10 protein-coding genes and 1 pseudogene are annotated in these 11485 nt (G+C 63.3%); 3 read left to right on the forward strand and 8 right to left on the reverse strand.

The window, feature by feature from the left end; all coding sequences use genetic code 11:
* Positions 1-82 precede the first annotated feature (82 nt).
* Positions 83-397, reverse strand: a pseudogene (locus tag ABIB06_RS30980) (hypothetical protein); the annotation flags it as partial.
* 87 nt (positions 398-484) lie between these two features.
* On the opposite strand from ABIB06_RS30980, the gene ABIB06_RS30985 reads away from it, so the two are divergent.
* On the forward strand, positions 485-1192 hold the full coding sequence (locus ABIB06_RS30985; protein ID WP_247446520.1) for an alpha-L-arabinofuranosidase C-terminal domain-containing protein: 708 nt from the start codon (positions 485-487) through the stop codon (positions 1190-1192).
* An 84-nt stretch (positions 1193-1276) separates the two neighbouring features.
* On the opposite strand, the gene fdhD is transcribed toward ABIB06_RS30985, so the two are convergent.
* Complete coding sequence (gene fdhD / locus ABIB06_RS30990) at positions 1277-2104, reverse strand: formate dehydrogenase accessory sulfurtransferase FdhD (protein WP_345946938.1); 828 nt, start codon at positions 2102-2104, stop codon at positions 1277-1279.
* Positions 2105-2221: 117 nt separating this feature from the next.
* Between fdhD and ABIB06_RS30995 the strand changes: the two genes are divergently transcribed.
* Both ABIB06_RS30995 and ABIB06_RS31000 read left to right on the forward strand, forming a co-directional pair.
* Positions 2222-4543, forward strand: coding sequence for an FdhF/YdeP family oxidoreductase (locus ABIB06_RS30995; protein WP_354051759.1), 2322 nt, complete (start codon positions 2222-2224; stop codon positions 4541-4543).
* Positions 4544-4627: 84 nt separating this feature from the next.
* On the forward strand, positions 4628-5062 hold the full coding sequence (locus tag ABIB06_RS31000) for a PPC domain-containing DNA-binding protein (protein ID WP_354051757.1): 435 nt from the start codon (positions 4628-4630) through the stop codon (positions 5060-5062).
* Positions 5063-5066: 4 nt separating this feature from the next.
* Here the strand turns inward: ABIB06_RS31000 and ABIB06_RS31005 are convergent, their stop codons facing one another.
* The 6 genes from ABIB06_RS31005 to ABIB06_RS31030 all read right to left on the reverse strand — a co-directional run bounded on the left by ABIB06_RS31005 (position 5067) and on the right by ABIB06_RS31030 (position 11484).
* On the reverse strand, positions 5067-7487 hold the full coding sequence (locus ABIB06_RS31005) for a membrane-bound PQQ-dependent dehydrogenase, glucose/quinate/shikimate family (protein ID WP_354051756.1): 2421 nt from the start codon (positions 7485-7487) through the stop codon (positions 5067-5069).
* A gap of 126 nt (positions 7488-7613) precedes the next feature.
* Complete coding sequence (locus tag ABIB06_RS31010; RefSeq protein ID WP_247446515.1) at positions 7614-7889, reverse strand: cytochrome C oxidase subunit IV family protein; 276 nt, start codon at positions 7887-7889, stop codon at positions 7614-7616.
* Positions 7886-8527: a cytochrome c oxidase subunit 3 gene (locus ABIB06_RS31015; protein ID WP_247446514.1), complete on the reverse strand. Its 642-nt coding sequence runs from the start codon at positions 8525-8527 to the stop codon at positions 7886-7888. Before ABIB06_RS31015 ends, ABIB06_RS31010 begins: the two co-directional genes overlap by 4 nt.
* Positions 8520-10127, reverse strand: coding sequence for a cytochrome c oxidase subunit I (ctaD, locus tag ABIB06_RS31020; protein ID WP_247446513.1), 1608 nt, complete (start codon positions 10125-10127; stop codon positions 8520-8522). Before ctaD ends, ABIB06_RS31015 begins: the two co-directional genes overlap by 8 nt.
* Positions 10124-11065 carry a cytochrome c oxidase subunit II gene (locus tag ABIB06_RS31025; RefSeq protein WP_247446512.1) on the reverse strand — a complete coding sequence of 314 codons (942 nt, stop codon included), beginning with the start codon at positions 11063-11065 and terminating at the stop codon, positions 10124-10126. Before ABIB06_RS31025 ends, ctaD begins: the two co-directional genes overlap by 4 nt.
* A 35-nt stretch (positions 11066-11100) precedes the next feature.
* Positions 11101-11484, reverse strand: a complete 384-nt coding sequence (locus tag ABIB06_RS31030) for a hypothetical protein (RefSeq protein WP_247446511.1) — start codon at positions 11482-11484, stop codon at positions 11101-11103.
* Position 11485 lies beyond the last annotated feature (1 nt).

Genomic DNA, 11485 nt, shown 5'->3' on the forward strand with positions numbered 1-11485 from the left:
GCGATGGTCAGCCATGAAAAGCGCAGCGGCCTGGAGTCCTGCGCTTCAGAAACCTCGCTTGAGCCTGTCGCTTCGCGGCAAGTAGGCTGATGCGAGTCATGTCCCAGTCACGCTCTTCGTCGGCGGGATAGTTGATCAGGACGCAATGAACCGGCCGCCCCGAGAAGTTGCAGCGGTTGTACAAAACCTTGTCGCCCTTGTAGCTGGACACTGCAAAGAACCGTGGTGTCACTCGCTTGTACTGAATGCGAGGAGGCGGATGCTTCTTTGCCAGAAAAGCAGCGGGAGCATCGTTCTCGACGTTGGACGCGGCCTGGATCGTGAGGTCTGCGCGCCCGTCGGCGGTTTAAAAGCGTTGCCCGTAACCCTCGGGTCGGCCCGCTGCCTCGGTAAATATTTAGGACGCTCCACGGCTACTTTTCCAAGCATGGCGACAAGTCTCATGACTTCATGGCTGAAGCCGATCTGGTCGGTCGATATATCGATGAAATCGTCGCCGTCGCAGACGGGGTCGCTGCGCCGGCGATCGTCCAAGCGGATCATGTTGTCCTTCGACGAATGGAATGTCTGGTATCGCACGCGCGACCGCGCGACCCGCACCAAGCCGGGTTGGCCGGAGGCTCCGGCCATTCTCGAAGAGCTTTATACGATGGAAGACACCCTGGTCTTCGGCGCTGCGCTCCTGACGCTGATCAACCGATGCGACCGGGTCAAAGCTGCCTGCGTGGCTCAACTCGTCAATGTCACTGGGCTGATCATGACCGAGACAGGGGGACGGGCCTGGCGCCAACCGATCTTCTATCCGTTCCAGCATGCGTCGCAGTGGGCCCGCGGCACGGTCCTCGACATGCGCCTGATCTGCGGAACGTTCGCCGCAAGCAATGGCGAACGGTTTCCCGACATCGTCAGCACTGCCGTGCTGGCGGAGGACGGACAGAGCCTCGCACTGTTTTGCGTCAATCGTAATTTCGGACGGGCAATTGATCTGGACATCGATCTGCGCGGGTTCAAGCTCGACAGCTTCATCGACAGCCGCGTGATGACATCGGCGGACCTGGACGCGACGAATACCGCTGACGATCCCGAGCGCGTACGACCTGAGCGAGGCCCTGACGCCACGATCGACAACGGCGTATGGCAGCTGAAAATACCACCAGCGTCGTGGAGCGTATTTCGCTTCGCATGCCAGTGACAGAAATCACCTCGAGACGGTCCATGACATGCTTGGCCCATCGGGGTTAGGCAAATCGGCTGGAGCCCCGCCGGCGAGTGCCCTTCATAGCTTGATGCCGGCCGGACCACAGAAGACTTCAAACTCACGTCCGCGTGCGATGCCGGCGAGCGTGATTCCGCCGGCTTCAGCCGTGCGTATCGCAAGCCCGGTCGGCGCCGAAATGGCAACGATGATGCCGGCGCCGATCGCGGCGGCCTTTTGCACCATCTCGACTGACATTCGGCTCGTGAGCACGACGGCGCCAGTGCGGCCTGAAAGTCCTCGTGTCGCAAGGGCTCCCGCGAGCTTGTCGAGCGCGTTATGGCGGCCAACGTCCTCGCGCACGATCATGTTGCTGCTCTCGGGTTGAAAAAATCCGGCGGCGTGAGTGGCGCGGGTCGCGCGGCCCAGACTCTGCGCCGCGGTGAGCATCTCGATCGATCGGCTGATTTGCTCGGCTGTCAGGCTGAGCTGCCGCTTGGCGGGTCGGATGATCCGGTTGGCTTCGCGCAGGCTTTCGATTCCGCACAGGCCGCAGCCGGTGGGGCCGACCAGGTGCCGCCGTCGCTCCTTCAACTGTCGGCCGGCATTTGGCCGCAGCCACATCCTCAGCTCGACGCCGTCGGGTCCCGGAACGACCAGAAGCTCATCGATCTCGCCCACGTCCTGGATAATGCCCTCGGTGAGGCTGAAGCCGAGCGCGAGATCGGCCAGGTCGGCAGGCGTGGCCATCAGAACCGCCACGGTCGTTCCGTCGTAGACGAGCGCGACCGGGCACTCCTCGGCAACCTCACGTTCATCCTGCACGCCGCTCGACGTGAGCCGGGGCATCCTGACGGAAGCAGTGGGGGCCGACAGACGGTCGCGTTCGCCGAAGCGGGAGCCATGCATGGTGTGTGCCCTACGACGATGTATCGACGCGCGAGATAGCTCAATGTTCCGAATGCCGAGGAACTAGCGACCGGCTCTCCGGTTTTCCGGTCGGGGCTTGCAGCTGAAGGGCCCGTCATGCGGCAAAAAGCAAAAGTCGAGAATTATGATTCGCCGGCTGGAGGCTGGGGATCGCTGAACGCCGTCATGCATATTCTCACGCAGGAAGAGGTCGCGATCCTCGGCAGCGAGATTCTGCTGAAGCAGAACAAGCCAGGCGGTTACATGTGCGTGAGCTGCTCCTGGGCCAAGCCCGCGGATCCGCATCCGTTCGAGTTCTGCGAGAACGGCGCGAAGGCCACAGCCTGGGAAATCACCGGAAAGACCGTCACGCCCGATTTTTTCGCGCAGCACCGGCTGGCGGAGCTGCGAACCTGGTCCGACCATCAACTGGAGGAGCAGGGGCGCCTGACGACGCCGATGCGCTACGATCCCGGCAGCGATAAATATCTTCCGGTGGCGTGGGAGGACGCGTTCCGGGAGATCGGCGCCGAACTGAACAAGCTCGATCCATGCTCCGTCGTCATGTACACGTCCGGCCGCGCCTCGCTGGAGGCCAGCTACATGTACCAGCTGTTCGGCCGCATGTACGGCACCAGCAATTTCCCCGACAGCTCCAACATGTGCCACGAGTCCACATCGGTGGCGCTGCCGCCGGTGATCGGCGTGCCGGTCGGCACGGTGCTGCTGAAGGATTTCGACAGCACCGACTGTATCTTCTTCTTCGGTCACAATACCACGACCAACGCCCCGCGCATGCTGCATCCGCTGCAGGAGGCAGCCCAGCGCGGCGTGCCGATCGTGACCTTCAATCCGTTGCGCGAGCGCGGACTGGAACGCTTCGTCAATCCGCAAAATCCGGTGCAGATGATCGCGGGCGGTACCCGCATCAGCTCGCAATACCATCAGGTGCGTGTCGGCGGCGACGCCGCGGCCATCGTCGGCATTTGCAAATGGGTGATCGAATCCGACGATCTCGCGCAGGCGAACGGCAGCCCGCGGGTTGTCGACGCCGATTTCATCGCGCAGCACACCGCCGGATTCGAGGAATTTGCCGCGTTCTGCCGCGCGCAGGATTGGGGCGAGATCGAGCGGGCGTCGGGTCTCGCGCGCGCCGCGATGCTCGACGCCGCGAACGCCTATATGGGCGCGAACGCCGTGATCGCCAATTACGGCATGGGCATCACCCAGCACAAGCACGGCGTCGAGACGGCGAAAATGATCGTCAATCTGTTGCTGTTGCGCGGCAATATCGGCAAGCCCGGCGCCGGCATCTCGCCGATCCGCGGCCACTCCAACGTGCAGGGCCAGCGTACCGTCGGCATCTCCGAGAAGGCCAAGCTGGTGCCGCTGGACAGGCTCGCCGAACTCTACGGTTTCGAGCCGCCGCGTTGGGATGGGCTGACGACCGTGGATGCTTGCGAGGGCATTTTGAAAGGCGACGTGCGTGGCTTCGTCAGTCTCGGCGGCAATTTCGTGCGTGCCATTCCGGAGCGGTCGCTGATGGAGCCGGCATGGTCGGGCTTGCGTCTGTCGGTGCAGATCGCGACAAAACTCAATCGCAGCCATATCGTGCCGGGCGAGGTGACTTACCTGCTGCCATGCCTCGGCCGGATCGAGATCGACCAGCAGGCGGGCGGCGCGCAGGCCGTCTCGATGGAGGATTCCACCGCTTGCGTCCATGGCTCCCGCGGCCAGCGCAAGCCGGTCGCAGAGCACGCCCTGTCGGAACCGGCGATCATCGCCGGCCTCGCCAAGGCGACGCTGAAGCCGAACCCCAAGATCGACTGGGAGAGCTGGGTCGCCGATTATTCACGCGTGCGCGACGCCATCGAACTGACCTACCCCGATCAATTCAAGGATTTCAACAGGCGCATGTTCGAGCCCGGCGGCTTTCCGCGGCCGCTCGCCGCGCGCGAGCGCAAATGGAAGACGCCCAACGGCAAGGCGAATTTCACAGTGCCGAAGGCGGCCTTCAGCCCTCCGAATGAGACCGACGGCGTCTATGAGCTGATGACCATGCGCGCCGACGGGCAGTTCAACACCACGATCTACAACGAAGACGACCGCTTCCGCGGCCTCAAGGGCAGCCGCTACGTCGTCCTGATGAACCCGGCTGACATGGAAGCCGATGGTCTCAAGTCGGGTGACACCGTCACCCTGGTGACCGAAGCCGGCGACGGCGTCGTGCGCAGCCTGAGCGAGCTCCAGGTCGTCGCCTATGACATCCCGCGCCGGAGCATCGCCGGCTATTACCCGGAGTGCAACGGGCTGATCCCGCTGTGGCACCACGCGGAAGGCAGCAAGGTGCCGGCGGCGAAGTCGGTTCCGGTGCGCGTGTTCAAGGCCGTGGTGCCTGAGATCATCGACGGCGGAGAAATTCCGATCACGACGGTCTGAGCAGGCGACGAACGTGACGGAACGGATGTGGCGCGACGCGGGTTGCCGGTCGGCAGCATCTGCGGCAAGCCTACGGACTGTCCGATGAAATCAAAGTCGATCAATGACGGCGTCGAACGAACATTCGTCCTCATCCTCGATCCCGGGGAAGAGGCCTTCAAATCCATCACCGAATTCGCCGGTCGCGAGAAGATCACGGGCGCCTCTGTGTCGGCGATCGGTGCCTTCTCGACGGCAAAGGTCGGCTGGTTCGACTTCGCCGCCAAGACCTACAAACCGATCGAACTCAACGAGCAGTGCGAGGTGCTGAGCCTGCTGGGCGATGTCGCACAGGGCGATGACGGCAAGGCCAGCCTGCATTTGCATGCCGTGCTCGGTCTACAGGACGGAACGGTACGCGGCGGGCACCTGCTGTCGGGGTCGGTTCAGCCGACCCTCGAGGTGATGATCAGGGAGACGGTGGTTCATCTTCGCCGCAGGAAGCGCCCTGATCTAGGCATCGCGCTGATCAGCATTTAGCCCGTCATGACGCTTTCGACGGCAGGGCGTAGGCGATCAGCTCGTCGCCGATCGGCGTCTCCATGAAGTGATGACCGCCGGCCATGATCACGAGGTACTGCTTGCCGTTTTCCTCATAGGTCATCGGTGTCGCCTGTCCACCGGCCGGAAGCTTGTCCTGCCAGACCGTCTTGCCGGTCTTGATGTCGATGGCGCGGATCAGATTGTCGGTCGCCGCCGCGACGAAGATCAGGCCTCCCGCCGTGATGATCGAGCCGCCGTTGTTCGGCGTGCCGATCGTGATCGGCAGCATCGAGGGAATGTTGAACGGGCCGTTGGTGCGGGCCTCGCCCAACGGGCGGTCCCATATCGTCTTGCCCGTCTTCAGATCGATGGCGCGGATGCCGCCGTACGGCGGCTGCTTGCACAGCAGTCCCGTTCCCGGCAGTCGCCAGCCGGCATTGACGTTGATGGCATAGGGCGTTCCGGCCTGCGGATCGCCGGCGCCCTCGACACCGCCGATGCGGCCGCGGGTCTGGTCGCGCGGCGTCCAGCCGCGCTTGTTGGCCTCATCGCGCGGGACCAATCGATTGTAGTTCGGCATATCGTTGTAGTTCGCGACGATCACGCCGCGCGCCGGGTCGATCGCGATGCCGCCCCAGTCCGATCCGCCATTGTAGCCGGGATACTCGATGTATTTTGTGTCGGTGGTCGGCGGCGTGAAGATACCCTGGTAGCTGGCACGCTTGAACTCGATGCGGCAGATCATCTGATCGATCGGCGACATGCCCCACATGTCGCGTTCGGTCAGATCGCGCTTGGCCAGCGTATGGTAAAGCGAGAACGGCTGCGTCTTCGACCGCTGTTCGGGCTCGACGCCGCCTTGCGGCACATTGCGCTCCTCGACGCCGGCCAGCGGCTTGCCGTTGCGACGGTCGAGCACAAAAATGTCCCCGCGTTTGCTGGGCAATACAAGCGCGGGGACCGTGCCCTGGTCGGTCGGGAAATCGACCAGAGACGCTTGGGATCCCAGATCATAGTCCCAGACGTCGTTGTGAACGGTCTGGAAATGCCAGGCGACCTTGCCGGTGGTGACGTCGATCGCGACCAGCGAGGTGCCGAACTCCTTCTCGCGATCCGAGCGGCTGCCGCTCCAATAGTCGACCGCGGAGATGCCGAGCGGCAGATAGACCAATCCGAGCTGTTCGTCGCCGGACGCGGTGGTCCACATGTTGGGTGTGCCGCGCGTGTAGGTCTGGCCCTCTGGCGGAACGGCCGGCGCGTCGGGCTTCACCATGTCCCAGGCCCATTTGAGGGCGCCGGTGGTCGCGTCATAACCCTGGATCACGCCCGAGGGCGCGTCGCGCTTCTGACCGTCGAGCACCTGATGCCCCGTTACGATCACATTCCTCACGATGGTTGGGGCCGAGGTGATCGAGTACATGCCGGGATCGTGACGACCGATGCCGAGCGCGGTGTCGACCTCGCCGCCATGGCCGAAGGCCTGACACCGCTTCCCGGTCTTGGCGTCGATCTCGATCAGCCGTGCATCCAGCGTCCCCAGCACGATCCGCCTCGCGCAGGCCGCCGTGACGTCGGCATCAGGAACGACGAAATAGGCGACGCCCCGGCAGGCAGCCGTATAAGGGATGGACACGTCCGGGACCTGCGGATCGAAGCGCCAGCGCTGCTGGCCCGTGGCTGGATCCATCGCGATGACCATGTCCTTGGGCGTGCAGACGAAAAGGGTGTCGCCGACCTTCAGCGGCGTATTTTCAGAGCCATAGGTGCCCTTGGTCTCGGAGACCGGTAGATCCTTGGTGTGGACCTCCCACACGCGTTTCAGCGAACCCACATTGGCGGTCGTGATCTGATCCAGCGGCGAATAGCGCCGCGCGCTGAAGGAGCCGCCATAGGCCGGCCAGTCCGCGCCAGTTCGAAGCGAAGAGGGATCGTTCATGGTCAGCGCAGGAGAGGAAGACGCAGAAGGAGCAGGCGCGGTATCGGCCCGCGCGCTTGCGATGCGCGGTCCCGCGAACATGGCGACGGTCGCGGCAAGCAGGAGGACCGAGGCGGCGGCGAACGCCGGCACGGTGCCGCGCCGAGAGGACGTCAGGGTCGGACTGACGATCAGCGTCAGCAGCAAAAGCACCGCGGGCCCGACCACGCGCGGGACCAGCGCCCATCCGTTGATGCCGACCTCCCAATAGGCCCAGGCCAGCGTTGCCAGGAAGACAAGGAGATAGAGCAGCGCGCCTTCGGATTTACGCATGACCAGAAGGATGCCCGACACGATGAGACCGATGCCGGCACAGAGATAATAGGGCGATCCATGCAGCGAGATGAGCCAGGCGCCGCCGATCAGCAGGACGATGCCGATGACGGCCATGATGACGCCAACAACAGGCGCCGCCCAGGTGTTGAAAATCGACCGCGCGCGTGACATGGCAGACCTCGTCCGATCGTGAGGGAACGTGGGGTCAAACGCAAGTCGTGTCGATCGTTCCTCCGGACTGTGGTATCCAATAGTTGCATCGGCCGTTGCGCGTGCCGACCGAACCCTAACCGAATCCTACGTTCGCGTCATAAAGTCCATCAAGCCGAGCCAGAGCAGGATTCCGAGCCAGAACAAGCCGGCGCCGGCGAAGACCAGCGTCAGCCCGTTGCTATGCCGCAACTCCATGAAGACCGCGGCAACGAGTCCCGCCTTGATGGTGCCGATGCTCAGAGCCACGACGGCATTGCCGGCTCCGAGCGGGACGTAGGCGAGCATCACGGTCAAGGCCAGCAGGGCCAGCAGCCCGAGCCAGGCTCCGATCAGGACAGGCGGTGGTCGCCATTCTGTCATGAGGACCGTCCCGGCAAATAGATCAGCGCGAACAGAAAAATCCAGACAACGTCGACGAAGTGCCAATACAGCGCCGCGCTGTGCAGGGCCGTCCGGTGGCGCGTGGTCGGCGCCTTCCGGCAGATGGTTGCGAGCGTGATCAGCAGGCAGATTCCGATGAACATGTGCAGGGCGTGGATCGCGGTCGCAATGAAGTAGAAGATGAAGAACAGCTGGATGCCATTGGCCAGCGGCCCGGCGAAGTGGAAGTCGATTCCCGGGACCAGATGATCCTCATATTCGTTGCTGTACTCGATGCCCTTGAGCACGATGAAGACGAAGCCGAGGCAGGCCGCACCCACGAGCAGCCGCGTGACGATCCTGGCGGTCCTGGGCGAGAAGATCTCGACCGCCCAGGCCACGAGGAAGCTCGATGTCAGCAGAACCGCCGTGTTGGCCGTTCCAATCACGATATCGGTATGCCGGCTGCCCTCGGCAAAGGCATGCGGATAGGCGTGCCGATAGACGAGAAAGGCGAGGATCAGTCCGCCGAACAACAGCACCTCGGTGGCGATAAAGACCCACATCCCCAGCTCCGCGGTGTGGTCGCGTTGCGCAGCCGAGAGATATTGTGGTGCGACGGCGGGAGCTTCAGGCATTTTGCGGCTCCGCCTCGAAGTCGCGGGAGTATTGATAGGGCGCCCGCGTCACCACGGGCTGGGTCGGAAAATTGAACTCCGGCGGCGGAGAAGATGTCTGCCATTCCAGCCCGGTGGCGTTCCACGGATTCGCCGGCGCGCGGGCACCGAAGAAGGCGGAGTAGCCGAGATAGAACAGCGGCATCAGATAGGCGACGGCGAGCATGGCGGCGCCACCGGACGAGAGCACGTTCCAGACCTGGAATTCCGGCGGATAGACGTGATAGCGCCGCGGCATGCCCTCCGCGCCGAGGATGAATTGCGGAAAGAACGTCAGGTTGAAGCCGAAGAAGATCAGCACCGCGGCGGCGCGAGCCCAATATTCCGAATAGAGCCGGCCGGTAATCTTCGGCCACCAATAATGCAGGCCGCCGAAATAGGCCGTCACCATTCCGCCGACCATGATGTAGTGGAAATGCGCGACGACGAAATAGGTGTCGGTCGCGTGGACGTCAAAGGCGAGGCAGGCCAGGAACAGGCCGGTGAGCCCGCCGATCGTGAACAATCCGATGAACCCCAGCGCATAGAGCATCGGCGCGTCGAAACGCAGGGAGCCCTTGTGCAGCGTCGCGGTCCAGTTGAAGACCTTGATGGCCGAGGGCACCGCGACGATGAAGCTCATGAAGGAGAAGACGAGGCTTGCGACCAGCGACTGGCCGCTGACGAACATGTGATGGCCCCAGACCAGGAAGCCGAGCGCTGCAATGGCCAGGCTCGCCCAGGCTACGAATTTGTAGCCGAACACGGGCTTGCGCGAGAAGCAGGAGATCAGCTCGTTGATGACGCCCATGCCCGGCAGGATCATGATGTAGACGGCGGGATGCGAGTAGAACCAGAACAGGTGTTGGAACAGCAGGGGATCGCCGCCGATCCTGGGATCGAAGATGCCGACACCGAAGAAGCGCTCGGTCGCCATGAGCAGCAGCGTGATCGCGAGCACCGGCGTCGCCAGCACCAGGATCACGGACGTCGCGTAGAGCGACCACAGGAACAGCGGCAGCCGGTACCAGGTCAGCCCCGGGGCGCGGAGCCGGTGGATGGTGACGATGAAATTGAGGCCGGTCAGGATCGACGAGAATCCGGCGATGAAGACCCCCGCGGCCGCGGCCATCACATAGCTGTTGGAATAGAGCGTGGAGAACGGCGTATAGAAGGTCCAGCCGGTGTCGATGCCGCCCGCGAAGATCGCAAACAGCGTGAGCGAGCCGCCGAGCATGAAGATGTACCAGCTCATCAAATTGAGCCGGGGGAAGGCGAGGTCGCGCGCGCCGATCATCAGCGGCACGATGAAATTGCCGAGCGTGTTGGGAATCGAGGGGATCAGGAAGAACCACACCATGATGATTCCGTGCATGGTGAACAGGCGGTTGTAGGTATCGGAGCTGACGAGATCGGCTTGCGGGGTCGCAAGCTCGATCCGGATCAAGGTGGCAGCCGCGCCGCCGATGAAAAAAAAGACGATCAGGCTGGCGAAATACAGGATCGCGATCCGCTTGTGGTCCGTGGTGGTGAACCATGATTTCAGCGTGTAGTCCGTCGTGAGATAGTTCTTCTCGCTCATGATGGGCGTCCTGCGAGCGATTTGATGTAGATGACGAGCCGCAGCAGCTGATCCTCGCTGACCTTGCCCTCGAACGATGGCATCAGCGGCTCGTAGCTGGCGACGATCTGGCTGCGCGGCAACAGGATGGAATCCCGGATATATTTGTCGTCCGCAATCACGCTGCTGCCGTCGGACAGCGGCACCGGCTTGCCGTAGAGACCCTCGAGCGGCGGTGCGCGGACCTTGCTGCCATTGCCGTGGCAGCCGCTGCAGCCGAGCGCGCGAAACAGCTGGCCGCCTTCGTCCGCAAGCGGGCTCGAGGGGGCCTGCTGCGCCAGCCATTTCGAGAAGTCGGCCGGCGCCATTGCCACGATCTCGCCGATCATGCCGGAATGATCGGTGCCGCAATATTCGGCGCAGAACAAATGATAGCTGCCGGGCTTGTCGACCTCGATTTCGATGTCCTGGTAACGGCCGGGCACGACGTCGTGCTTGAGCCGCAATGCGGGGATGAAGAAGCTGTGAATGACGTCCTGCGACGCCATCACCAGGCGGATCGGGCGCCTGATCGGGACGTGCAGCGCGTCGATCTCGGACTGGCCGCCGGGATGCTGCGTCTTCCACATCCACTGTTTTGCCACGACGAACACGTCGAGTTCGTCCGCGGGCGTCTTGTAAATCTGAAAATAGACGACTGAACCCCAGATGAAGAGGCCGAGGAAGCCGATGAACGAGGCGGCGGTCCAGCCGACTTCCCAGCGCCAGCCTTTCTCGACGCGATGGTCGCGGTCGGTCTGGTTGCCGGCGCGGTAGCGGGCGCAAAACAGCGCAAGCAGGAAGAACAGCAACCCGAGCACCAGCGCACTCATGATCAGCAAGCCGGCGAACAGCAGGTCGACATCGCCGGCATGCGGCGAAAGCCCGGGCTGCCAGAACGGGATCCACTGGCGCCACATCTACGGCACCCTCCATCGACGCGCATAGATTGGCATCATGGAGAGGGCCACCCCGGCAATCCCTTGCGCAGCAGGATGTCGATTGCGCGATCGACGGGGATGCGAACCGTTCCCCGGCTGCGATCGGTCCAACCGTAATCGCGCGTGAGCTGCTCCTCGTCATGCCGTACGATCTGCAACGTCTTGCGAGGGGCAACCTCGAGCGGCGGCACGTTCGAGCTGAGCGCAGGCCGGCTCGCGGGCGTGGTGCGGGTGCGTGATTGCGGGAAGATCAGCGGCAGCACGAGAGGCGTGACCACGACGAAAGTCGCAAGGCCGGCCGCGAGCCAGACGACGAGGCGCATCGAGACGTCCGACCGCTCGTAGCCGAAGCGCTTGCTTTCCGCCGCCATACCGATGTCCTCGATGCGGCGGGACAAT

The sequence above is a fragment of the Bradyrhizobium sp. LB8.2 genome, from assembly GCF_040548035.1.
GTDB lineage: Bacteria > Pseudomonadota > Alphaproteobacteria > Rhizobiales > Xanthobacteraceae > Bradyrhizobium.

Excerpts from the sequence above, each read along its gene's own strand:
- ABIB06_RS31010 (WP_247446515.1), bottom strand. The coding sequence starts at position 7,889 with ATGACAGAATGGCGACCACCGCCTGTCCTGATCGGAGCCTGGCTCGGG.
- ABIB06_RS30995 (WP_354051759.1), top strand. The coding sequence starts at position 2,222 with ATGCGGCAAAAAGCAAAAGTCGAGAATTATGATTCGCCGGCTGGAGGC.
- ABIB06_RS31000 (WP_354051757.1), top strand. The coding sequence starts at position 4,628 with ATGAAATCAAAGTCGATCAATGACGGCGTCGAACGAACATTCGTCCTC.
- ctaD (WP_247446513.1), bottom strand. The coding sequence starts at position 10,127 with ATGAGCGAGAAGAACTATCTCACGACGGACTACACGCTGAAATCATGG.
- fdhD (WP_345946938.1), bottom strand. The coding sequence starts at position 2,104 with ATGCATGGCTCCCGCTTCGGCGAACGCGACCGTCTGTCGGCCCCCACT.
- ABIB06_RS31005 (WP_354051756.1), bottom strand. The coding sequence starts at position 7,487 with ATGTCACGCGCGCGGTCGATTTTCAACACCTGGGCGGCGCCTGTTGTT.
- ABIB06_RS31015 (WP_247446514.1), bottom strand. The coding sequence starts at position 8,527 with ATGCCTGAAGCTCCCGCCGTCGCACCACAATATCTCTCGGCTGCGCAA.
- ABIB06_RS30985 (WP_247446520.1), top strand. The coding sequence starts at position 485 with ATGAAATCGTCGCCGTCGCAGACGGGGTCGCTGCGCCGGCGATCGTCC.
- ABIB06_RS31025 (WP_247446512.1), bottom strand. The coding sequence starts at position 11,065 with ATGTGGCGCCAGTGGATCCCGTTCTGGCAGCCCGGGCTTTCGCCGCAT.